At 63.2% G+C, this 21,875-nt stretch carries 24 protein-coding genes and 1 other RNA gene; 14 read left to right on the top strand and 11 right to left on the bottom strand.

The genetic code is table 11. From position 1 onward, the window contains the following. Positions 1-3: 3 nt before the first annotated feature. Entirely contained in the window at positions 4-1,428 is a 1,425-nt protein-coding gene (locus BMX27_RS06460) for a YcjX family GTP-binding protein (protein WP_090159047.1), read from the top strand. Further along, a complete protein-coding gene (locus BMX27_RS06455; RefSeq protein ID WP_090159046.1) occupies positions 1,425-2,402 on the top strand; it encodes a YcjF family protein in 978 nt (325 codons plus the stop codon). Before BMX27_RS06460 ends, BMX27_RS06455 begins: the two co-directional genes overlap by 4 nt. On the opposite strand, the gene BMX27_RS06450 is transcribed toward BMX27_RS06455, so the two are convergent. Further along, on the bottom strand, positions 2,399-3,421 hold the full coding sequence (locus tag BMX27_RS06450; protein WP_143056790.1) for a zinc ABC transporter substrate-binding protein: 1,023 nt from the start codon (positions 3,419-3,421) through the stop codon (positions 2,399-2,401). The two genes, BMX27_RS06455 and BMX27_RS06450, sit on opposite strands and share 4 nt — an antisense overlap. Positions 3,422-3,493: 72 nt before the next feature. On the opposite strand from BMX27_RS06450, the gene BMX27_RS06445 reads away from it, so the two are divergent. The 5 genes from BMX27_RS06445 to fmt all read left to right on the top strand — a co-directional run bounded on the left by BMX27_RS06445 (position 3,494) and on the right by fmt (position 6,987). After that, complete coding sequence (locus tag BMX27_RS06445) at positions 3,494-3,946, top strand: Fur family transcriptional regulator (protein ID WP_090159045.1); 453 nt, start codon at positions 3,494-3,496, stop codon at positions 3,944-3,946. Then, a complete protein-coding gene (locus BMX27_RS06440; RefSeq protein ID WP_090159213.1) occupies positions 3,943-4,677 on the top strand; it encodes an ATP-binding cassette domain-containing protein in 735 nt (244 codons plus the stop codon). The genes BMX27_RS06445 and BMX27_RS06440 overlap by 4 nt, the downstream gene beginning before the upstream one ends. Continuing rightward, entirely contained in the window at positions 4,678-5,472 is a 795-nt protein-coding gene (locus tag BMX27_RS06435; protein WP_090159044.1) for an iron chelate uptake ABC transporter family permease subunit, read from the top strand. It begins immediately after the preceding gene. An 80-nt stretch (positions 5,473-5,552) separates the two neighbouring features. Continuing rightward, positions 5,553-6,035: a CAP domain-containing protein gene (locus BMX27_RS06430; RefSeq protein ID WP_090159043.1), complete on the top strand. Its 483-nt coding sequence runs from the start codon at positions 5,553-5,555 to the stop codon at positions 6,033-6,035. Positions 6,036-6,087: 52 nt separating this feature from the next. Continuing rightward, the gene (gene fmt, locus BMX27_RS06425) at positions 6,088-6,987 is read left to right on the top strand and encodes a methionyl-tRNA formyltransferase (protein WP_090159042.1); all 900 of its coding nucleotides are present in this window, start codon (positions 6,088-6,090) and stop codon (positions 6,985-6,987) included. 64 nt (positions 6,988-7,051) lie between these two features. On the opposite strand, the gene BMX27_RS06420 is transcribed toward fmt, so the two are convergent. Both BMX27_RS06420 and BMX27_RS06415 read right to left on the bottom strand, forming a co-directional pair. Next, positions 7,052-7,423 carry a cupin domain-containing protein gene (locus tag BMX27_RS06420; protein WP_090159041.1) on the bottom strand — a complete coding sequence of 124 codons (372 nt, stop codon included), beginning with the start codon at positions 7,421-7,423 and terminating at the stop codon, positions 7,052-7,054. Then, the gene (locus BMX27_RS06415) at positions 7,423-8,049 is read right to left on the bottom strand and encodes a ribonuclease T2 family protein (RefSeq protein WP_090159040.1); all 627 of its coding nucleotides are present in this window, start codon (positions 8,047-8,049) and stop codon (positions 7,423-7,425) included. The genes BMX27_RS06420 and BMX27_RS06415 overlap by 1 nt, the downstream gene beginning before the upstream one ends. A gap of 128 nt (positions 8,050-8,177) precedes the next feature. On the opposite strand from BMX27_RS06415, the gene BMX27_RS06410 reads away from it, so the two are divergent. Next, complete coding sequence (locus BMX27_RS06410; RefSeq protein WP_090159212.1) at positions 8,178-8,945, top strand: DUF1013 domain-containing protein; 768 nt, start codon at positions 8,178-8,180, stop codon at positions 8,943-8,945. A 132-nt stretch (positions 8,946-9,077) separates the two neighbouring features. On the opposite strand, the gene recR is transcribed toward BMX27_RS06410, so the two are convergent. The 3 genes from recR to BMX27_RS06395 all read right to left on the bottom strand — a co-directional run bounded on the left by recR (position 9,078) and on the right by BMX27_RS06395 (position 10,482). Then, positions 9,078-9,671: a recombination mediator RecR gene (gene recR / locus BMX27_RS06405; protein ID WP_090159211.1), complete on the bottom strand. Its 594-nt coding sequence runs from the start codon at positions 9,669-9,671 to the stop codon at positions 9,078-9,080. Positions 9,672-9,745: 74 nt separating this feature from the next. Then, positions 9,746-10,090 (bottom strand): YbaB/EbfC family nucleoid-associated protein, encoded by a 345-nt coding sequence (locus BMX27_RS06400; protein ID WP_090159039.1) that lies wholly within the window; start codon positions 10,088-10,090, stop codon positions 9,746-9,748. 11 nt (positions 10,091-10,101) lie between these two features. Next, positions 10,102-10,482 (bottom strand): hypothetical protein, encoded by a 381-nt coding sequence (locus tag BMX27_RS06395; protein WP_143056789.1) that lies wholly within the window; start codon positions 10,480-10,482, stop codon positions 10,102-10,104. A 169-nt stretch (positions 10,483-10,651) separates the two neighbouring features. On the opposite strand from BMX27_RS06395, the gene BMX27_RS06390 reads away from it, so the two are divergent. After that, positions 10,652-11,260 (top strand): histidine phosphatase family protein, encoded by a 609-nt coding sequence (locus tag BMX27_RS06390; protein WP_090159037.1) that lies wholly within the window; start codon positions 10,652-10,654, stop codon positions 11,258-11,260. Here BMX27_RS06390 and BMX27_RS06385 read toward each other — a convergent pair. Beyond that, positions 11,257-13,086, bottom strand: a complete 1,830-nt coding sequence (locus tag BMX27_RS06385) for a DNA polymerase III subunit gamma/tau (protein WP_090159036.1) — start codon at positions 13,084-13,086, stop codon at positions 11,257-11,259. The genes BMX27_RS06390 and BMX27_RS06385 overlap by 4 nt on opposite strands. A 54-nt stretch (positions 13,087-13,140) precedes the next feature. Here BMX27_RS06385 and BMX27_RS06380 point away from each other — a divergent pair, with 54 nt between their 5' ends. Then, the gene (locus tag BMX27_RS06380; RefSeq protein ID WP_371260095.1) at positions 13,141-13,662 is read left to right on the top strand and encodes a phosphatase domain-containing putative toxin; all 522 of its coding nucleotides are present in this window, start codon (positions 13,141-13,143) and stop codon (positions 13,660-13,662) included. Here the strand turns inward: BMX27_RS06380 and rsgA are convergent. The 3 genes from rsgA to BMX27_RS06365 form a co-directional block, all read right to left on the bottom strand. Next, positions 13,634-14,668: a ribosome small subunit-dependent GTPase A gene (gene rsgA / locus BMX27_RS06375; RefSeq protein ID WP_090159035.1), complete on the bottom strand. Its 1,035-nt coding sequence runs from the start codon at positions 14,666-14,668 to the stop codon at positions 13,634-13,636. The two genes, BMX27_RS06380 and rsgA, sit on opposite strands and share 29 nt — an antisense overlap. An 85-nt stretch (positions 14,669-14,753) precedes the next feature. Then, positions 14,754-14,851, bottom strand: an RNA gene (gene ffs, locus BMX27_RS06370) — signal recognition particle sRNA small type. Positions 14,852-14,896: 45 nt separating this feature from the next. After that, on the bottom strand, positions 14,897-16,738 hold the full coding sequence (locus BMX27_RS06365) for a metallophosphoesterase (RefSeq protein ID WP_177172669.1): 1,842 nt from the start codon (positions 16,736-16,738) through the stop codon (positions 14,897-14,899). 118 nt (positions 16,739-16,856) lie between these two features. Between BMX27_RS06365 and nudC the strand changes: the two genes are divergently transcribed. Both nudC and BMX27_RS06355 read left to right on the top strand, forming a co-directional pair. Beyond that, positions 16,857-17,798: an NAD(+) diphosphatase gene (gene nudC / locus BMX27_RS06360; RefSeq protein ID WP_090159209.1), complete on the top strand. Its 942-nt coding sequence runs from the start codon at positions 16,857-16,859 to the stop codon at positions 17,796-17,798. A gap of 44 nt (positions 17,799-17,842) precedes the next feature. Beyond that, the gene (locus tag BMX27_RS06355) at positions 17,843-18,313 is read left to right on the top strand and encodes an SRPBCC family protein (protein WP_090159033.1); all 471 of its coding nucleotides are present in this window, start codon (positions 17,843-17,845) and stop codon (positions 18,311-18,313) included. Here BMX27_RS06355 and BMX27_RS06350 read toward each other — a convergent pair whose 3' ends face one another. Further along, positions 18,314-19,156, bottom strand: coding sequence for a prephenate dehydratase (locus tag BMX27_RS06350; protein WP_090159032.1), 843 nt, complete (start codon positions 19,154-19,156; stop codon positions 18,314-18,316). Positions 19,157-19,297: 141 nt separating this feature from the next. On the opposite strand from BMX27_RS06350, the gene BMX27_RS06345 reads away from it, so the two are divergent. Then, positions 19,298-19,822: a c-type cytochrome gene (locus BMX27_RS06345; protein WP_090159031.1), complete on the top strand. Its 525-nt coding sequence runs from the start codon at positions 19,298-19,300 to the stop codon at positions 19,820-19,822. A 151-nt stretch (positions 19,823-19,973) separates the two neighbouring features. Next, positions 19,974-21,875 (top strand): extracellular solute-binding protein, encoded by a 1,902-nt coding sequence (locus BMX27_RS06340; RefSeq protein WP_090159030.1) that lies wholly within the window; start codon positions 19,974-19,976, stop codon positions 21,873-21,875.

Below are 21,875 nucleotides of genomic sequence, written 5' to 3'. Positions count from 1 at the left end.
CGCGTGGGCCTGACAGACTTTACCGATCAAATCGCGCGTGGCGTGGGCAATGTGGCAGGGGCCGTGACCCGGCCATTGACAGCACCGTTCAGCGATCCGGTGATCCGGCTGGGCGTCACGGGGCTGTCGCGCGCTGGCAAGACGGTGTTCATCACGTCACTGGTTGCGAACCTGATGAACCGGGGCCGCATGCCGCAACTGCGGGCCGCTGCCAGCGGCGCGATCCAGACCGCCTATCTGCAGCCGCAGCCCGACGATACCCTGCCACGGTTCGATTACGAAACCTACCTTGGCAACCTGACGGGGCAGGACCCGCATTGGCCCGAAGGCACGCGGCACATCTCTGAATTGCGCCTGTCGCTGCGGGTGCAGCCCTCTGGCATGTTGGCGGGGTTGCAGGGGCCGCGCACGGTGCATCTGGATATCGTCGACTATCCTGGGGAATGGCTGCTGGATCTGGCGCTGCTGGATCAGGACTTTGCCACATGGTCGCGTGCGGCACTGGCGCGCGCGCCGGGGCGGCCCAAGGGTGATGCCTATCTGGCGGCGCTGGACGCTGCCGACCCTGCGCAAAAGCTGCAAGAGCCTACAGCACGCACCCTGGCCGATGCCTATACCGCGCACCTGCAGGCGGCGCGGGCTGCGGGATATTCCGATTGCACACCGGGTCGGTTTCTCTTGCCCGGCGATCTGGCCGGCAGTCCTGTCCTGACCTTTGCGCCGCTGCCGGATGGCGTGGCGCCGCGCGGTTCGCTGGCACGTGAATTCGAGCGCCGGTTCGAATCCTACAAACGCCATGTGGTGCGTCCGTTCTTTCGCGATCATTTCGCCAAGATCGACCGGCAGGTCGTTCTGGTCGACGTGCTGGGGGCGATCAATGCTGGCCCGCGTGCGCTGGACGACCTGCGCAGTGCGATGGCCGACATTCTGACGGCGTTCAATCCGGGGCGGAACAGCTTTATCAGTCGCATTTTTAACGGGCGGCGCGTGGAACGCATCCTGTTTGCCGCGACCAAGGCAGACCACCTGCATCACACGCAGCATCCACAGCTGACCGCGATCACGCAGGCCTTGCTGCGCGACGCGCAGGACCGGGCGGATTTCGCGGGTGCGCGGACCGAGGCGATGTCGATTGCCGCGCTGCGCACGACGGTCGAACAGACCGTGGATCACGATGGCGGCACGTTGGACGTGGTGCGCGGACGCCTGCTGGACAGCGGCAAGGAGGCCGCGTTCTATCCCGGCCTGTTGCCGACCGATCCCGCACACCTGCTGTCACCGGCCAGGTCGGGTGCGGAAAACTGGGGCGAGGGCGACTACAAGGTCATGCGCTTTGCTCCATCGCATCTGACGCTGAAACCGGGCGAAGGGCCGCCGCATATCCGGCTGGACAAGGCGGCCGAATTCTTGATCGGAGACCGGCTATGAAACGCCCCGTGCTGATCGACCTCGACGGGCCCGCCGACCAGACGCCCGCGACCGCGCCCGCCATCGTGGATGACCTGCCGCAGGGGGCCGCGATGCAATCCGTGGTAGCGCTGGGCACGCGCAAGCCCAACCCGCTGGCGCGCTGGTTCTGGTCGCTGCTGCTGGTGATTTTCGGTTTCATCATCTCGCTTGCGGCGTGGAATTACGTCACGGGGCTGGTCGCGGCGCATCCGATCCTTGGCATGGTGTTCACCGGGCTGCTGATTCTGTTCGTCTGCGTCTGTCTGGCCGTCGTGATCCGCGAGTTGTCGGCATTCAGCCGTTTGCGCCGTATCGATCGCGTGCAGGCCGATGCCGCACAGGCCCACGCTGGCCACGATCTGAAGGCTGCGCGCAAGGTAGTGGACCAACTGACCGCACTTTATGCCGGGCGCGACGATACCAGCTGGGGGCGGGCGCAACTGGCCGACCGCGCGCCAGAGCTGATGGATGCCGACGGATTGCTGGACCTGGCCGAACGCAGTCTGCTGGTCCCGCTGGACGCGCGCGCCGTGGCCGAGGTGCAGGCCGCTGCCCGGCAAGTGGCGCTGGTGACGGCAGTCGTGCCCCTGGCACTGGCGGATGTCTTTACGGCATTGACGGCAAATATCCGCATGATCCGGCGGATTGCCGAAATCTATGGGGGCCGGTCGGGCACCTTGGGCAGTCTGCGGCTAGTGCGCACGGTGCTGTCGCATCTGGTGGCAACCGGGGCGGTGGCCGTGGGCGACGATCTGATCGGGTCCGTCGCGGGCGGCGGTCTGCTCTCCAAGGTATCGCGCCGGTTCGGCGAGGGGATCGTGAACGGCGCGCTGACGGCCCGTGTGGGCGTCGCCGCGATCGAAGTCTGCCGTCCGCTGCCGTTTCAGGCGGTCAAGCGCCCGTCCGTCACCGGTCTGGTGCAACGGGCGCTGACCGGGCTGTTCGGCAGTTAGGACGCCGTGCAATCCACCAGCGTGTCCGCAATACTGGTCAGAAGCGTAGCATAAAGTGCGGGACCCGGTTCCAGCCCTGCACCTGCCACGCTGATCGCTGCTGTCTTGGCCGTGGTTCCGTCGGTCAGGGTGCGGGCCAGATCGTCGGCGGTGTTCACCTCGAACAGCACGCAGCTGACATTGCCGCCGGATACCCGTTCGCGCAGGTCTGACAGGCCTGCGGCACCGGGGGCCACCGCTTCGCTGTCGGCCACGGCCCCGGCAGAGGGCACCGTGAACCGGTCTTCGAAATAACCAAAGGCGTCATGGGGTGCCAGCCAGCTGCCAGCAGGCACGCCGGCCAGCGTCGTTGTCAGCTGGTCGGTCAGCGTATCCAGACGCTGCATCGTGCCTGCGGCATTGGCGGCATAGGTGGCTGCATTGTCGGGGTCGGTCGCGGTCAGCGTATCGCGGATCGCGCCCACCCAGACCTTGGCCGCGACCGGGTCGATCCAGGCATGCGGGTCCAGCCCTGTGTGCGCGTGACCTGCGTGGTCGTCATGGCCTGTGTGATCGTCACCAGCGTGATCATGTTCATGATCGTGATCGTGATCGTGATTCGTATGATCGTCATGATCCGCATGATCGTCGTGATCCGCATGGTCTTCATGTCCTTCATGACCCGTATGATCATCTGCGTCGGGATACATCCGCGGGGTCCAGCCAGCGACCTCTTGCAGGGTCAGCGTCGCGGCTGTGGGCGCGAGCGTGCGCAGCGGCTCGTCCAGCCAGGGTGTCAGGCTTTCGCCGACCCAAACCACCACCTGCGCCTGATCCAGCAGGCGTGCATCGGACGGGCGCAGCGCCATGTGGTGCGCATCACCACCCGCGGGCACCAACAGGTCCGGTGCGCCCAGATCGCCCATCACCTGCGCCACAAGGCTATGGATCGGCGCAATATCCGTCAAAACACGCGGCACCTCGGCCATCGCGGTGGTGGATAGCATGACGAGGGCTGTTGTGGTGGTCAGACGCAGCATGGAGAGTCCCCTTGTGATTGGTTTCGGGTGGGGCTATAAATGTATTGTTATAACATAACAAGTGGACATTTCATGAGCAGCGGTTTCGATCCCCACGATCACAGCGCCTGTGTCAGCGGTGCAATCGCGCAGGCCGAGGCTGCCGATATCCGCCTGACTCCGGTGCGCCGTCGCGTGCTGGAGATCCTGCTGGAAAGCCATACTGCGATGGGGGCCTATGACGTTCTGTCCCGGCTGCGGGACGAAGGCTTGGGCGACCAGCCACCCATCGCCTACCGCGCGTTGTCGTTTCTGGTGGATAATGGCCTTGCCCACCGGATCGAACGGCTCAATGCCTTTGTCGCTTGTGCGCGACCGGGGGCCGAACATGATCCGGCGTTCATGATCTGCCGGTCCTGTCGCACCGTGGCCGAGGCGGCATCGCCTGCGACCCTGGACCGTATGGCCGATGACAGCGGATTTGCCATCGAACGCACGGTGATCGAAGCAGAGGGCCTGTGCCCGAAATGTCAGGTGCCGGCATGACGCTGCTGTCTGCGGAAAACCTGCGCGTCTCTTACGGGACGACGGCGATCCTGCAGGATGTCAGCCTGTCGATTGCGGCGGGTGAAATCGTGACGATCGTCGGGCCCAACGGGTCGGGCAAATCGACGCTTTTGCGCAGTCTGATTGGTGCCTTGCGCCCTGACAGCGGGCGCATCCTGCGTGAGGCGGGCCTGCGCATCGGGTATGTGCCGCAGAAACTGTCAATCGATGCCACCTTGCCGCTGACCGCCCGCCGGTTTCTGGATCTGCCGCGCCGGGTGTCGCGCGCGCAGGCGGAAACGGCACTGACGCGCACCGGTGTCGCCCATGTGGCCAACCGTCAGATGGCCGATCTGTCAGGCGGGCAGTTTCAGCGTGTCCTCTTGGCCCGCGCGATCCTGAACGCACCGCAACTTTTGATCTTGGACGAGGCGACACAAGGCCTCGACCAGCCGGGGGCCGCGCAATTCTATCGCCTGATCGAGGATGTGCGGGCGGACCTGGGCTGTGCCGTGCTGATGGTCAGTCATGAACTGCACGTGGTCATGAGCGCGTCTGACCGGGTGATCTGCCTGAACGGTCATATCTGTTGCGAAGGCACGCCCGAGGTCGTTTCCGCCGCACCGGCCTATCGCGAATTGTTCGGGACAGGCACCGGTGGCGCGCTCGCGCTTTATCGCCACGATCATGATCACCATCATCACCACCACCATCACGGGACAACGGACTGAATGCTGGACGATTTTCTGGTGCGCGCGGCGCTTGCCGCGGTCGGCACGGCCCTGGCGGCCAGTATTCTGGGCTGTTTCGTGGTCTGGCGGCGCATGGCCTATTTCGGTGACGCCACTGCCCATGCCGCAATCCTGGGCGTGGCGCTTGCGCTTGCGCTGAATGTCTCGGTGATCGCGGGCGTGGGGTTTGTCGCCTTGATCGTCGCATTGCTGATCCACAGGCTGAGCGATCGCCAACAGGGCACCGACACCATTCTGGGCGTGCTTGCGCATGGCGCCCTGGCGCTGGGTCTTGTGGCGGTGGCGTTGCTGCCGGGGGCGCGGATCGACCTCGAGGCCTATCTATTCGGCGACGTTCTGACCGTGACGCGCGGCGATCTGGCGGTGATCTGGGCGGGTGTGCTGGTCGTGCTGGCGCTTTTGTGGTGGCACTGGTCGGCCTTGTTGCTGGCGACCCTGAATCCCGACCTGGCGACGGCCTCCGGCGTCGATCCGCAACGCGAAAATCTGATCCTGACGCTGATGCTGGCTGGCGTCGTGGCCGTCGCGATCAAGGTCGTGGGCGCATTGCTGATTACGGCCCTGCTGGTGATCCCCGCGGCGGCGGCGCGCCGTGCCAGCAACGGTCCCGAACGGATGGCCGCCGTTGCCGCGTTGATCGGCGTGACCGCAGCACTTGGCGGCATCGCGCTATCCTTGCAGCTGGACACACCGACAGGCCCTTCGATCGTTTGTGTGGCGGTGGCGCTCTTTGCCTGTGCCAGCCTCGGCGGGCGGTTCATCCGCAGCGCCTGACCCGAAAATCGCGCGATCTGCGCCTAACAAGCGCCGTTTTCAAAACGCACCCTGGACCTCTGACCAACCGGAGGACCAAGATGCTGCGACCCCTATTCTTTATCATGTGCGCGGCGACCGCGCTGGCGCTGCCCACGCATGTGTCCGCTGCAAATGCCTGCGCTGCCCCTGGCAACTACAACGCCATCGCGACAGAGATCGTCAACGGTGTGAACCAGACCCGGCGCGCGCGCGGTCTGCCGCCACTGGGCTTCAACCAACGACTGGCGCAGGCCTCGCAGGATCATGCCTGCGATATGGCGGTCCATGCCATTCGCGGTCACCGTGGCAGTGACGGGTCCAATTCGCAGCTGCGCGCCCGCGCCCGCGGCTATCAGGCCTGCACCATTGCCGAAAACGTGGCCTGGGATTTCCCGCGCGTTGCACAGGTTGTGAATGGCTGGAATGCCTCACCCGGCCATCTATCCAACATCCTGCACCCGCGCGTGTCCGAAATGGGTGTCGGTGTCGCACAGGGTGCCAAGGGGCCGACCTATGTGCTGGTGCTGGGCCGAAGCTGCTAGCCATTCCCGCATCAGACGCTAGGGTGCCGCCCAGATCAGACAGGGGGCCAATATGCGCGTCATCTTCATGGGAACACCCGACTTTTCGGTGCCGGTGCTGCAGGCGCTGGTCGATGCAGGGCACGAGGTGGTCGCCGTCTACGCACAACCGCCACGTCCCGCCGGGCGTGGCAAGAAAGACCGGCCCAGCCCCGTGCAGCAGCGGGCAGAGTCACTCGGGCTGGAGGTGCGGCACCCGGTCTCGCTGAAATCGAATGCGGCGCAGCAGGCCTTTGCCGATCTGGACGCCGATATCGCGGTCGTCGTGGCCTACGGACTGATCCTGCCGCAGGCCGTGCTGGATGCGCCGCGCCACGGTTGCCTGAATATCCATGCCTCGCTCTTGCCGCGCTGGCGCGGGGCCGCACCCATCCACCGCGCGATCATGGCCGGTGACCGGGAAACCGGCGTATGCATCATGCAGATGGAGGCAGGGCTGGATACAGGCCCTTTTCTGCTGCGCGAAACAACGTCCATCGCCGCCGATGACACGACGGGAACCCTGCACGACCGCCTGTCCGTTATGGGCGCACGCCTGATTGTCGAGGCGCTCGCCGGGCTTGCGACGCTGCACCCGGTCCCGCAGCCTGACGCCGGCGTCACCTATGCCGCCAAGATCGACAAGGCAGAAGCGCGGATCGACTGGACGCAGGATGCAGCGACCGTCGATGCACAAATCCGCGGGCTGTCACCATTTCCCGGTGCTTGGACTGAAATTGGTGGCGAACGGGTGAAATTGCTCGCCAGTCAGGTCGCTGACGCAAGCGGTGATCCAGGGCAGGTCCTGCGCGACCTGACGATCGCTTGCGGCACGGGGTCCGTGCGGATCACCCGCTTGCAACGCGCCGGAAAACGCCCGATGGATACCGCGGAGGCCCTGCGCGGCCTCGACCCCGGTCCATTCGTGCAGTGACGCACAGAATCATCTTGCCTGAAATACTCCCGCCGGAGGCATCGGCCCGCAGGCCGAATGATGATCAAAACCCACCGTCCTTGTGACCGAAAAAGACCTTTGTCACGTCCTGTGTCACATCCCAGATCACCCGCCGCCCGTCGCGGCTGAACAAGGTGTCACCGGCTGCAAAGGGGGTCACCTCCTTGCTTGCGACATCCGTCAGCGTGCCGTTGCCGGACAGGACCGTCATCATCTCGTCGCCTTGTTCGATACAGGAAAACGCACCGGCCGTGCAGCGCCAGATCCCCGCACGGGTGGGGTGGCCCGGCCCACCGGCAATGATGCGGCCGCTCGCGCGGGGTGTGCCGCGCAGAATCTCGTAGTCGCTGGCGGACGCGGTGAATGGCCAGTCGTCCAGCGCGCCCACATCATCGCCGGGTTGCCAGCGCAGCATCAGTCGATCGCCCCGAATGTCGCACTTTGCAATGTGCAGTCGCGCACCACGTCCGCGCCGCAGTCACGCGGTTCCAGATCCTTGGTCAGGCAGATCCGCGCCTCTTGGATCGCGCCGTCGCGGCATGTGACGGTCACCCCGTCGGGTGACAGCTCGGGATTCTTGTCGATGAAGGCCTCCTCGATCAGCGATGCAGGCAGGGTCACGTCCCGGTTCAACTCGCGAAAGGCTTGCGGGATATCGACGCTGTCGTAGGCCCTGCGCGCCAGATCGAAATAGGCCTGCGACGTCAGGCCCGAACAGCTGCCGTGTTTGTTCCACTGGTACCATGCCAGCCCGCTGGTCCCCATGATATCGGCCATGGCCGCCGTTTGTCCGCGCGACGGGGGTTGCACGCTGGTGCGGCAATCCTGTGGGTAGCCGTATTCATGTTGCGGCCACAAACCGTGCAGCACCCAGCCGTAATTCGCCCCCGGTGCACACTGCGGTGAATTGCGCGCGCGCCCTTCGCGGTCGCACCAATTGGGCGACCATGACAACGCCATTACGTAGTAATCGAAATCGCCCGCCTCATCCGCCAGGGCAGGAGGGGCGATCAGGGCCGCAGCGGCCAGCCATTTCCACATTTGCAGTCTTTCCAAATTCGTGTGGTCTGACTATATACACCTCAAGTTCCCCGACAATGCGAACCCGGCCCATGCGGTCAGCCCCCTCAAGGGCGCGGGAAAGGCTTGTCCAGAATAGGAGAGACATGATGGCTGACAACAAACCGATCATGGCCAAGGCGACGGCCGTCTGGCTGTGTGACAACACCACGCTGACCTTCAAGCAGATCGCGGATTTCTGCGGCATGCACGAGCTGGAAGTGCAGGGCATCGCCGATGGCGACGTGGCCACGGGCGTCAAGGGATTCGATCCCGTCGCCAACAACCAGCTGACCCAGGAAGAACTGTACAAGGGCATGGCCGATCCATCCCACGCCCTGAAGCTGAAGTTCTACAAGGCCGCCGTGGGCGAGGAAAAGCGTCGCGGCCCGCGTTACACGCCGCTGTCCAAGCGTCAGGACCGCCCGGCATCGATCTATTGGCTGGTGAAATTTCATCCCGAACTGTCGGACGGCCAGATCAGCAAACTGGTGGGCACGACCAAGCCCACGATCCAGGCGATCCGCGAACGCACCCACTGGAACATCAACAACCTCGAACCGATCGATCCGGTCGCACTGGGCCTGTGCAAGCAGTCCGAACTGGACGCTGCCGTGCAAAAGGCCAATGCAAAAAGGGCCGCCGAGGGCGGTGCGATGACCGACGACGAGCGTCGCAAGCTGGTCAGCACCGAAAGCAGCCTTGGCATGGCACCCGAACCCAAGATGCCGTCGTCCATCGCTGGGCTGGAAACCTTCAGCCTGTCCGAGACACCCGAAGATGATGAAGAACCCGTCGATACCCGTGACGTGCGCGACGCCGACAGCTTCTTCAAGCTGCCGGAGAACGTCGATGCGGAAAACGACGACGAAGACTGATCGACAGATCATCATCGCGTCCTGACAAGGCCCCGGTCATTCGACCGGGGCCTTTTCTTTTCGGACAGTCATGGGCAATGCATGCCTATCGCGATGCGACCGTGCGCGCTGCATCGCTGCAAGGCCGATGGCTCAGATCGCGCGGCGGGCCTTGAGGGCAGCAGTGATCGTGCCGTCGTCAAGATAGTCCAGTTCGCCACCGACCGGTACACCCTGGGCCAGCGATGTCACCGTGATGCCCGGCAACTGATCAGCGATGTAATGCGCCGTGGTCTGGCCGTCGATGGTGGCCCCCAAGGCCAGAATCACCTCGGTCACGTTTTCGGACTTGATCCGGTCCAGCAGGCGGGGGATGCGCAGATCTTCTGGTCCCACGGCATCGAGTGCCGACAGCGTGCCACCCAGAACATGGTAGCGTCCCTTGAACTGGTTGCTGCGTTCCATCGCCCACAGATCGGATACATCCTCGACCACGCAGATTTCGCCGATGGCGCGCCGTTCGGAGGCACAGATCCCGCAGATGTCATCGGTTGCGATATTCCCGCAGTTGACACATTCGCGCACGGTTTCGCCCACCTGTTGCATCGCATCCGCCAGAGGAATCAAGAGATGTGCGCGTTTCTTGACCAGATGCAGCACCGCGCGGCGGGCCGAGCGGGGGCCCAGCCCCGGCAGTTTCGCCATGAGCGCGATCAGGTCGTCGATGGCTTGCGGGCTGTCGGTCATGTACCGGCTTTCCATGCGGAAAGCCGGGCCTTCGGCGAGAGTATTTTTGGCAAGATGATACGGGCGGACATGCCTTAGAACGGCAGTTTCATGCCCGCAGGCAGGCCAAGACTTTCGGCGATTTTCGCCATTTCCTGCTGGGTGCGGTCTGCAGCGCGGGACTGGGCGTCCTTGATCGCGGCGAGGATCAGGTCCTCGACGATTTCCTTTTCGTCACCGTTGAAGATGCTGGGATCGATGTCGAGGCCCGTCAGATCGCCCTTGGCGGTGGCCGTCGCCTTGACCAGACCGGCACCGGATTCACCCACGACGGTGATATGTTCCATGTCTTCTTGCATCTGGGCCATCTTGGCCTGCATGTCCTGTGCGGATTTCATCATCTTGGCCATGTCGCCAAGTCCGCCTAAACCTTTGAGCATTGGATTTTTCCTTATTCTGACCGCGGTTTGCGCGGCGCGGTAATCAATACTGTCGTGACACATATTGCAATGACGATGCCGATCGACAAGGTTTGTGGCCCGATACAGCCTTCTGCGCGGGCTTGCGACAGGATCTGCACGTCAGAGCTGAGCAGGTAGATATAGCCTGACCATGCCACAACGGCGGCGGCACCGGCCCAGGTGCTGCGAAACCAGATCGCGGCCCCGGTCGCGATCAGAAGGGCAACGGTCGGTGCCGTGCTGAACAGCCAGATCGCCTCGGTCATCGCGCTGACCGGGCCGCCTGACCAATCGGGACGCATCTGCGCGCAGACCTGTGCCAAGGCGGGGCCCGGGGCAAATGCCAGCAGCAGGGTCATTGGGTATCGCACGTCTGTCACTCCTTCTGGCGCGAGGCCTGCGACGGTGGTGTCACTTTGCGCCGCCCGATTGTGAGGTGGACGATAGGCAGGGCCGCGGAAGCGAACAAGTGGGGTTTACTTGACTAAAAGAATCAGGATTAAGTGGTTGAGTAAATCAGTCAGGATAAGGAATCATCTGATGTTGCGATCCAAAACCCCATTCATTCCGGCCATTGCGAGCCTTGCACTGTGCGGCGGACAGGCCCTTGCGCAAGAGACGGCCAGCGTTCCCGAGCTGGTCGACGCGTTGCAGTCCGGCGGCCACGTCCTGTATTTGCGGCATGCCATGACCGAGACCGATTATGCCGATCAGGTCGCGGCAAAGCTGGGCGATTGCGCAACACAGCGTGTGCTGAGCGAAGTGGGCTGGCAGCAGGCCAAGGCCATCGGTTCCGCCATCAGCGGGCTGGAGATCCCCGTGGGCGAAGTTATCAGCAGCGAATACTGCCGGGCATGGCAGACGGCCGATCTGGCGTTTGGCGACTACCGGCAGGATGCGGCACTGAATTTCGCCCCGGCCGAGGATTACAAACAGTCCGATCTGGACATGATGTCGGCCAATGTCACGGCAGCCATTTCGCAGATCCCGCAGGACGGCAATCTGGTGATCGTGGGCCATGACGATCCGTTCGAGGCTGCGACGGGGATCTATCCCGAACCGCAGGGCGTGGCCTATGTCATTGCACCGACTGGCGATGGTTTCACCGTCCTGGGCCGGATCGGGCCGGATGATTGGCCCGCGTCTTAATCGTCGTCAAAGGGGTCCCATTCTTCATCGACCTCTGGCAGCATGTCGCCAGCCGCATCGGCCAGCCTGTCAGCCTCGGTCTTGATGTTTGCGATCTTGGCGTTGGGAAAGGCTGCAAAGACGGCCTGAACCAGCGGATGCGCGCGGGCTTCTTGCTCGCGCGCGCTGTCTTCGGCGTCGCGCAGTTCGGCGATGGTGGGGGCACCGGGGGCATTCGTCACGGTGACCGCCCAGCGGTTGCCGGTCCAGGCCTGTAGCCTGGCACCCAGACGCTGGGTCAGGTCGGCTGCGGCGTCGGCGGTGGGGTTCACCTCGATGCGGCCGGGCTGGTAGGCCACCAGACGCAGGCCGGTTTCGACCTCGACCAGCAGTTTGACGTCGCGGTGGTGGCGGATCAGATCGACCACATCCTCGAAACGGGCGTAGTGCGCCAGCGCGTCCGTGGCCAGCTGCGGTGCCGCACTGGCCGATGGGCCGGTCGGTCCGCTGTGTGTCGGGGCCGGGGTGCGCGATACCGCCTGCGCGGTGCCACCACCGGCGGGCGCGGGGCGCGGTGCGCCGCCGCCGGGACCACTGGGGGGCGGTGTCGCATCCTTGAGTTTCTTGACCAGATCCTCTGGGGTGGGCAGATCGGCAACATGGGTTAGCCGGATCACGGCCATTTCGGCGGCCATCATCGCATTGGGGCTATGGGCCACCTCTTCGAGTGCCTTGAGCAGCATCTGCCACATGCGTGACAGTACGCGCATCGGCAGCGCCTCGGCCATGGCCAGCCCGCGGGTGCGTTCGTCGGGGCCGACGGTGGGGTCCTCTGCAGCCTCTGGCGTGATCTTGATGACGCTGACCCAATGCGTGACCTCTGCCAGATCGCGCAGGATTGCCATGGGGTCTGCCCCTTCGGCGTATTGGTTGGATAGTTCCAGCATCGCCTCGGCAGCATGGCCGTGCAGGATCATGTCGAACAGATCGAGCACGCGGCCCCGGTCGGCCAGACCCAGCATGGCGCGGACCTGATCGGCGGTGGTTTCGCCTGCGCCGTGACTGATCGCCTGATCCAGAAGCGAGGTTGCATCGCGTGCGGACCCTTCGGCGGCGCGGGTAATCAGCGCCAGCGCGTCATCCGCGATTTCGGCACCTTCGGAGGTGGCAATACGTTTGAGCAGGCCGATCATCACCTCGGGTTCGATCCGGCGCAGGTCGAACCGCTGACAGCGCGACAGCACGGTCACGGGGACCTGTCTGATTTCCGTGGTGGCAAAGATGAATTTGACGTGCGCGGGGGGTTCTTCGAGCGTTTTGAGCAGCGCGTTGAATGCGCTTTTCGACAGCATGTGCACTTCGTCGATGATGAAGATCTTGTAGCGTGCAGACACGGCGCGGTAGCTGACTGTTTCGATAATCGCGTCACGGATGTTCTGCACACCCGTGTTGGACGCGGCGTCCATCTCGATCACGTCCACGTGCCGGCCCTGCATGATCGCTGTGCAATGTTCGCACACGCCGCAGGGTTCCGTGGTGGGCCCGCCGTTGCCGTCCGGGCCGATGCAGTTCATCCCCTTGGCGATGATCCGGGCGGTGGTGGTTTTGCCGGTGCCCCTGATCCCTGTCATGATGAACGCCTGTGCGATGCGGTCGGCATCAAAGGCATTTTTCAGCGTGCGCACCATCGCGTCCTGTCCCACGAGGTCGGCGAAGGTCTCGGGCCGGTATTTGCGGGCGAGAACCTGATAGGCGGGTTGGTCTGACATGATGCTCTTTTCGCTGGATGCTGCCGCCAACCTATGCGCCCGACGGTGACAGAGCAACCGATGGACGACATGAGCCATAGGGGGTCAATCGGTTGCTTTTGCCTGAGGTGGTGATGGCATTAGGATTGTGTCGTGGCAGCGAAGGATGAGGCGACCGTGATGGAATTCATACCACATGCGCTGGAGTGTGGCGGCGGCACGCTCGCCATTTCTCCGATTCCGGGCCGCACGCGGCATTATGCAACCGATTGGGACCGCCTGATGACATGGGGACCCAGTCGCGTCATCAGCATGACCACGCAGGCAGAGCTGGACCGCAAGGGTGCCGGGTCACTTGGGTCTGATCTGGCCGCGGTGGGGATCGCGTGGGACCATCTGCCAATCTCTGACTTTGGTGTGCCGGGGGCTGATGTTCTGGCCCGCTGGCCGTCAGTCGCGGCCATGGCACGCGCCGATCTGGGGCAAGGGGGGCGCGTCCTGGTGCATTGCTTTGGCGGATGTGGGCGGTCGGGGATGGTGGTTCTACGCCTGATGATCGAAGCAGGCGAACCGGCCGACCTGGCTCTGTCGCGCCTGCGACAGGTCAGGCCCTGTGCTGTGGAAACCGACGCGCAGATGCGCTGGGCTACCGGCGGCCCCGTTTCTTGCCCTTGACCGCGGCATTGACGGTTTTGGAAAAACGGCGTTTGCGGGCATGTGCCTCGGCGGTGGTTTCGGTCGCGATCTCGTCCTCGCGCCGCAATTTGCGATAACGCGCCAGCCTGTCGGCGGTCACGCGACCTGCGTCCACAGCGGCCAGCACCGCGCAACCGGGTTCGTTTTCGTGTTTGCAATCGCGGAAACGGCAATCGTCGGTCAGGCTGCTGATTTCGGGAAAGGTCGCGTCGATCCCGAATGACACATCCGCCACGCCAAGCCCCCGCATACCCGGCGTGTCGATCAACCAGCCGCCCTGCGGCAGGCGGTGCAGGCTGCGACCGGTAGTCGTGTGGCGGCCGCGCGCGTCGTCCTCGCGGATGTCTTGCGTCGCGGCGGTGTTGCCGGTCAACGCGTTGGCGATGGTGGTTTTGCCAACACCGGAGGATCCGGCCATGGCGACGGTCTGTCCCACGGCGCACCAGGGCGACAGGATCTGCGCCACATCCGCACCCTTGGCGTTCAAGGCGACGACAGGCAGATCCGCCCCCAGCGCCTGCGCCTCGGCTACGTAGGCTGCGGCATCATCCGCCTGATCGGATTTTGTCAGCAGGATCACTGGCGCAATCCCTGCGTCATGGGCAAGTGCGAGGTAGCGTTCCAGACGTGCCACATTGAAATCGGCATTGCAGGATGTCGTGATGAACAACGTGTCGAGGTTCGCCGCGATCAACTGGCGTTCGCCGGTGGCGTATTCCTTGCCGCGTTGTAAGGTCGTGTGACGGTCCAGCCGGTACAGGACGCGGGCGGCGTCAGGGTTGCACAGAACCCAGTCACCGACGGCCATCGTGGCGGTGGATTGTCCGGGATCCAGTGTCAGGTCAACGGGTCCATCCACCGTCAGGCCGGCGACACGTTTGCGATGGACGGAACTGATGCGTGCGGGTGTCCCGTCGCGGTCCGCGGTCTGGTCCGCGAAATGGTCCGTCCAGCCCATCTGCAACAGCGTCAGCGGCTCAGCCATGCGGTGTTCCGGTCACGATGGTCGGGCTAAGGCGGGCGCGGTCTGGCAGATCGTAATCCCTCGTCCCGCTGGGGGTCATGAGTGGGGGTGAGAGGTTGACAACGACCCAAGCGGTATTCGTTGTGGCTGCTACCTTCCGGTCCTGACCAGGTTGGCGAAGCACTCGCCCGCGCCAACCTCTCGCCCTATATATAGGGGGCTGCGAAAATCAGTGCAACCCGGCCCGGCCTACAACCGCAGATGAAATTGCATGAACCCGTCATCCAGTGGATTGCCTGCGGTCACATGCGGCACACCCGCCAGGTGATCCTGTGCGGCCATGGCCGACACAAAGCAGGCACTGGTACCCGCAAGGTGGGCAAAACGCCAGACAGGTTGCGCCTCGCGCGGGGTGATCCGCCCTGACGACAGCGCATCCTGCAGGGCGCTGCGCAACCCGATCTGCGATGTATAGACGATGTCGGACTCCTCTGCCCGAACAAGAGAGCCGCCGCCGCGCGCCCGGTAGGCGCTGGTTGCGACGATCACCAGCGCATCATCATTCAGCAGCGTCTGACCCAGCCGGATGTCGCGGATGCGGGGCGCGGACTGGGCCATGCTGCCTGCCACAATCGGTTTCGCCGACAGGTCGATGACATAGTCGAGGCCATGAATGGTGTCGAAATGGTAGGATGCAGTGCGGCCTGACAACAAGGGTTGCCCGGTCTTCTGCGGGACCAGTTGGTTGAAATAGGTCGCACTGCGTTCCAGCCAGTCCCGGATTTGCCAGCCCCGCCGCAAGACGGCGCAAATGCGATTGTCGAACGGCGCGATCGCCGTGCAATCGCGCAGTCGCAGCGGACCCTTGGGGATATCGACAAAGTTCTGCGCACCAGCATGTCCGCCTGCGGCAAAAGATGCGGTGCTGGACAGGATCGGAAGTGTGGCGAGATCGGTGCCGTACAAACCTGCGCGCACGACGTCGGCCTGCACGCGCGCCAGCAGATCGGCGGTGCCGTCCAGCCCGATTGTTGCGAAATAGCTGTGCATCGCAACGGGTGATCGACCAACCGTCTCCGACAGTCGCGCCACCGTCGCACGATGGGCCGGAGCGATGACCGGTGACAGACGCGCGGACAGATCGCCGGGCCCGGACACCTGGGCAGGACCGGGTCGGAGCAACTGGATATGATGCCGGGCCGGGTGCCAGCGGCCTTGCGCATCCAGTACAACCATCAGATCCAGCTGCCCCAGATGTTCGCCGTGTGGACCGGGCATCATCGCGGGTTTGCCGTGTATCGTGCCGCTGACAATATCCACCTGTGGAAATTGTCCAAAGTCCGGTCCCGGGAAACTGCGATGCAGATGTCCCATCAGCACCACGTCGATACCGGGCAAGGCCGCAAGGGCCGCCGCCGGATTTTCCGACCTGTAGGCCTGGCCATCCGCTGACGGGCCGCCGTGACACAGGGCAATGACAATATCGGCACCCGCCCTTTGCAGCTGCGGCAGATAGGTCCGTGCGGCGGAAACGGCGTCGTCAATCTCGAGTGCATTGTCCAGTTTGTCCGCGCTCCAGTCCGTGATCTGTGGCGGTGCAAAGCCGAGCAGGCCAATCCGGATCGGGCGCGACACGCCGTCCGAACACATCAGGTCGCGGGTGATGATCTTCCAACGGTTCGCAAGGTTCTCGATCGGAGCCTTACGCAGATTGCTTGCCACGACGCGGTCTGCACAGGGTCTGAGGGCTGCGGCAAGGTAGGACAGGCCGAATTCGAAATCGTGGTTCCCCAGCGTGATGGCATCGTAGTCCAGCATCTGGAACGCTGCCGCGATGGGATGCGGCTGCAGATCGCGCTGCGCGATTTCATCGGCAAGCGGCGTGCCATGCAAAAAGTCACCGCAATCCACCAGAATAGAGGCGCTGGCCGCGCGTCTGGCCTGTGCAATCAGCGACGCGAGGCCAAACAACCCCGATGGCGTCGCATGTTGCGTACCGAAATAATTGTAGCCGGTGAATGACATGTGCAGATCGGTCGTCTGCAAGATCCGCAAGGGCGCGGAGACAATGATCGGTGGTGCAGTTGTCATAGCTTTAAATCGAACGATCACCGGGTGTTTTGCAACCCTAAGAGGATCGCGCTGAAAGGTTTGTAAACAAAGATTGCAAATATTGAGCTTTGTTAGCCAGCGTGCCATGGAGCTGCCTATGAAAATTGCAGAAACCGTCACCTTTGCAGGTGCCAATCTGGATCGCGCGGCTGACTGGCGCGCCGATTCTGCCGCCCACATCGCTGATTCGGATGTGATCGCGCTCTGGCGCGGCAAACCCTTGGTCACGGGGGATGCGCTGGTGCGGCTGCGCCACGATCATCCGGCGCTTTCGGATGCGCGCGACATGCGCCTTCTTTTGGCGCGCAGCGGAGGACGTGCGATTTTTGCGGCTGATCTGTCCGACTGGACGCCCGCGGGTCCTGACGTGGCCCATCTGGACAGCTTTTCGGACCAGACCGAGCAGGCACATCCGGCCGTGCCGCAGGCAACCTTTGTCGAGCTGCGCAGCGCCATGACGCGGCTGTCGCGAGAGGATGCCGAACTGGCGGCGACGGCGCGTTCCCTGTTTCATTGGCACGCGATTCACGGGTTTTGCGCCAATTGCGGCGCGGCAAGTGTTGCGACACAGGCGGGGTGGCAGCGCGATTGTGCCGCTTGTGGGCGGCATCATTTTCCGCGCACCGATCCAGTGGTCATCATGTTGATCACGCATCAGAATTCCGTGCTCGTCGGTCGGTCCCCCGGTTGGCCCGAAGGCATGTATTCCTTGCTCGCGGGGTTTGTCGAACCCGGTGAGACGCTGGAGGCCGCCGTGCGCCGTGAGGTGTTCGAAGAGGCCGGCGTTGCCGTTGGCGCGGTCAGCTATCTGGCCAGCCAGCCCTGGGCGTTTCCAGCGTCGCTGATGTGCGGGATGCGGGGCGAGGCGACCAGCACGGCGATCACCATCGATCCCGCCGAGATCGAGGATGCCCGCTGGGTCACGCGTGAGGAAATGGCCGATGTATTCGCGGGGCAACACCACGACATCAAACCCGCACGGCCCGGCGCAATAGCTCACTTTCTGTTAGAAAACTGGTTATCTGACACACTTGACTGATGTGACAGGCGTATCTTGCGCCCGCGAAGATTAAAGGTTGAAGCATGAAATTCAGCGCGCGCGAGGACATTGAGGCTCCGATCGACGTCGTGTTTGCTCGGGTCACGGATTTCGACACCTTTGAGCGTCAGATGATCCGTCGTGGTGCCGAGGTGCGTCGCACGGACCCCGACGGGATTGCCGGGGTCGGCAGCGTCTGGGATGTGGCGTTCAGTTATCGTGGACGGGCGCGCACGATCACGGCGACGGTCGCCCGGATGGAAAAACCCAACCTGCTGGAACTGACGCTGGTTGCCAACGGTCTGAACGGCGTGTCGACGATCGAACTGCTGCCGCTGTCACAAAACAAGACGCGGATGTCGATGGCCATTGATCTGTCGGCCAAGACACTGTCCGCGCGCCTGCTGCTGCAATCGCTGAAACTGGCGAAATCGAACCTGACCAACCGGTTCAAGAAACGTGTGGCCGATTTCGCAGCCAGCATCGAAAACCGCGAAAAACCGACACGCAGCTGATCAGCGCTGTTCGAACCTGCGGGGGGCGGCGGGAAACACGCCCATGATGCGCAAATGATTGGTGAAATAGTCCAGCTCATCCAGCGCCAACCGGACGTTCGGGTCCTCGGGGTGACCTTCGATTTCCGCATAGAACTGGGTGGCGCGGAACGTGCCGCCGACCATGTAGCTTTCGAGTTTGGTCATGTTGACGCCATTGGTCGCGAAACCACCCATCGCCTTATAGAGCGCGGCTGGGATATTGCGGACCCGGAACACGAATGACGTGACCATCTTGCCGTCGCCGCGTCGGCTGTGGTCGGGATCTCGCGCCATGACGACGAACCGCGTGGTGTTGCGGGCGTGGTCCTCGATATGTGCGGCAAGCACGTCCAGTCCGTAGATGTCGGCGGCCAGTTCGGATGCCAGCGCCGCACGGCTGGGGTCACCTGCCGCCGCAACCTCGCGTGCTGCGCGGGCATTGTCGGAACTGACCACGCCGCGGATGGCGTGGTCGCGCAAAAATGTCGCGCATTGCGGCAGGATGACCACATGGCCATAGGCCTCGCGCACGTCTGCCAGCGATGCGCCCGGCACGCCCAGCAGGTTGACGTGCACCCGCACGAACGTTTCGCCGACAATATGCAGACCGCTTTCCGGCAAGAGGGAATGCACGTCGGCCACCCGACCGTAGGTCGAATTTTCGATGGCGATCATGCCCAGATCGGCGCGCCCGTCGCGCACCGCCGCCAGTGTGTCGTCAAAGGTATCGCAGGGCAGGGGGGTGAAATCCGGTTGCGCCTCGACGCAGGCCTGATGGCCGTAGGCACCCAGTTCACCCTGAAACGCGATATGTCCGCTCATGCTGTGGTCTTTCCCGGATAAATGGCTGTGCCTGGCCCCTTGCCTGCGGTTTGGGGCGTTTCGACGCGCCACTATACCTTGCACTGGACGGGTGAAAACGGCTACACGGCGGCAAAGATTTAATGCGAGGTAGAACGCGACATGTTCGACACAATGACGATGACCAAGGTCCTTGGCGGACTGTGCGGCACACTTTTGGTGTTCATGCTGGGCGGATGGGCCGCCGAACTGATCTATGTGGGCGCTGGCAGCCATGACGAGGATCATGCACAGGGCTATCTGGTCGAGGTGCCCGAGGCTGATACCGGCCCCGTCGAAGAAGTTGTCGAAGTCACGTTTGAAGAAGCGTTCGCTGTAGCAGATGCCTCCGCAGGCGAAGGTGTGTTCCGCAACTGCCGGTCCTGTCATGCACTGGCCGAAGGCGAAAATGGCGTAGGCCCGCACCTGTACGATGTGGTTGGTCGTGATATCGACGCGGTGGCGGGATACAACTATTCCGGTGCTCTTGAAGAGGCCGCCGATGTCTGGACGCCGGAAAACCTTTATGCGTTTCTCGAGGACCCGCAGGGTTGGGCACCGGGAACCGCAATGGGATACCGGGGTCTGCCGGACCCTGCCGACCGCGCGAACCTGATCGCCTATCTGGCGTCGAACCCCGGCAGCTGAGGCAGGCCGCGCCCAATGGTCACAGCCGCGCCCCTCGGGGCGCGGTTTTTTTGTGCGCCGACATGACCTTGTCGTCAGATAACATATTCTCAACTTGATGCTGGCCCAGCCGGGGCGTTACCGTGTCGCGACCCACGCAACGGAGAGTCCAATGCCCCAAGCCATTTGCCGCCCCCGTATCGTCAACCGCACCCGTCACGCACTGCTGGGCAGCACGTTGTTGTTCGGGGCCGCACTTTGGGCCGACCAAGCCGTGGCGCAGGACGAGGCATTGATCGAAACGCACGCCTATTCGTATTTCGGCGACGTGAAATACGGTCCCGACATGACGCATCTGGACTATGTGAATCCCGACGCCCCCAAGGGCGGGGAAATGTCGCAAAGCGTGCTGGGCACCTTTGACAGCTTCAACCTGTTCACGCGGCTGGGCAATGCGGCGGCCCTGTCCACCACCCCGTTCGAGGATATCATGATCGCTACGGCGGATGATCCGACGACGCTGTACTGCTATCTGTGCACCACCATCGAATACCCCGAGGATCTGTCCTACGTCATCATCAACCTGCGCGAGGATGTCACCTTTTCCGACGGCAGCCCGATGACTGCGGCGGATATGGAATTCACCTACAATCTGTTCATGGAACAGGGACTGCCGGAATTTCTGGCCGTCGTGAACGATCAGATTTCCGATTTCGAGGTGCTGGACACCTACCGGTTCAAATACACGTTCACCGATCAGGCACCGCTGCGCGCGCGCGTGGGCCTTGCGTCGATCTTTTCCCCGTTTTCCAAGGCAGAATGGGAAGCGTCGGACCGCCGTCTGGACGAATCATGGGACACCCCGCCGATGGGGACCGGGGCCTATATGTTGGGGTCGTTCGACTATGGCCGCGATCTGACCTATGTGCGCAACCCGAATTTCTGGGGCGCGGATCTGCCGCTGAATGTGGGGCGCAACAATTTCGACAGCATCAGGTTGGAATATTTTGCTGACGGGTCCGCCGCGCTCGAGGGGTTCAAGGCCGGCATCTACCGGTTCCGCAACGAGTTTTCATCGCTGCAATGGGCGACGGCCTATGATTTCCCCGCCGTTCAGGACGGCGCGGTGATCAAGACGGAATTGCCGGACGGCAACCTCGCGTCCGCGCAGTCGTTCATTTTCAACCTGCGTCGCGAGAAATTTCAGGACCCCCGTGTGCGCGAGGCGCTGGGCCTGATGTTCAATTTCGAATGGTCGAACGAAACACTGTTCTATGGCCTGTATGATCGGGTCACCGGATTCTGGTCGAATTCCGAACTGGCCGCCACGGGCACACCGTCCGAAGGTGAACTGGCGCTGCTGCAACCACTGGTGGATGAGGGATTGTTCGACGCCAGCATCCTGACGGATGAGGTCGTGATGCCGCCTGTGTCGACCAGCAACCAGCTGGATCGCGGCAATCTGCGCCGGGCCTCGGCCCTGTTGGACGAGGCAGGCTGGATTGCCGGTGATGACGGCATGCGCCGTAAGGAGGGCGAAGTGCTGCGCGTCGAATTCCTTGAATCCAGCCCCAGCTGGGACCGCATCATCAACCCCTATGTGCAGAACCTGACGCGCCTCGGCATCGATGCGGTGCTGGACCGCGTGGATCCAGCACAGGAAACCGAACGCCGCCGGTCGGGTGACTGGGACATGCTGACCCATAGCATTCAGATGGGTCTGGAACCCGGTCAGGTGCTGTATCAGTGGTTCGGGTCCGAGACCGCAGAGGATAGCAGTCGCAACCTGATGTATCTGAAAAACGAAGGGATCGACCGCCTGATCGACGCCGTCGTGAATGCCACCACGACCGAGGAAATGACGACCGCCACACATGCGCTGGATCGTGCGCTGCGCACCATCCGGTTCAACGTGCCGCAGTGGTTCAAGGCCGTGCATACCGTCGCCTATTACGACATCTACGACCACCCCGCCGAACTGCCGCCCTATGCCTTGGGCGAGATTGATTTCTGGTGGTACGACGCTGATCGCGCGGCAGAGCTGGGCATCACTGCCGGCGGCGATACACAGTAA

This window comes from Loktanella sp. DSM 29012, from assembly GCF_900110705.1.
GTDB classification, from domain to species: Bacteria; Pseudomonadota; Alphaproteobacteria; order Rhodobacterales; family Rhodobacteraceae; genus Loktanella; species Loktanella gaetbuli.
The sequence above is the reverse complement of the archived record's forward strand: the minus strand, read 5'-3'. Positions and strand labels throughout refer to the sequence as shown.